Below are 352 nucleotides of genomic sequence, written 5' to 3' on the forward strand. Positions count from 1 at the left end.
TCGCTATTTGCATTTGCAAATCCATCTTTGTCACCATCTAAACCTATTCCGCCAAATAGAGAAATTGTATGGGGGAGAGTATCGTTACTATTAACAGGTCCAGCCCATATTTCTGGTTTGAAATAAAGGGAAATGATGGCATCTGGTTTTTTTGGAATATCTTTTCTTACGCCCCGTATATTTCTTTCATATTGATCCATTGCAGCTAAGTAATACCATGGAATGCCTGAAGACTGCTCGGTTTCTTTATATAGTGCCATGCGCTTTTCGTATATGCTTTGCTGATTATCTTCACCGTAAGCGATGTTTTGGTGGAGAAGAAAACAAATAGAAAGCAAAAGAGAAATTTTTC

1 pseudogene is annotated in these 352 nt (G+C 37.5%); it reads right to left on the reverse strand.

Annotated elements, in window-relative coordinates:
• A pseudogene (locus SB717_RS34265) lies at window positions 1-352 on the reverse strand (peptidase M23); the annotation flags it as partial.

The organism is Priestia sp. SIMBA_032, assembly GCF_046535215.1.
Lineage (GTDB): Bacteria > Bacillota > Bacilli > Bacillales > Bacillaceae_H > Priestia > Priestia aryabhattai.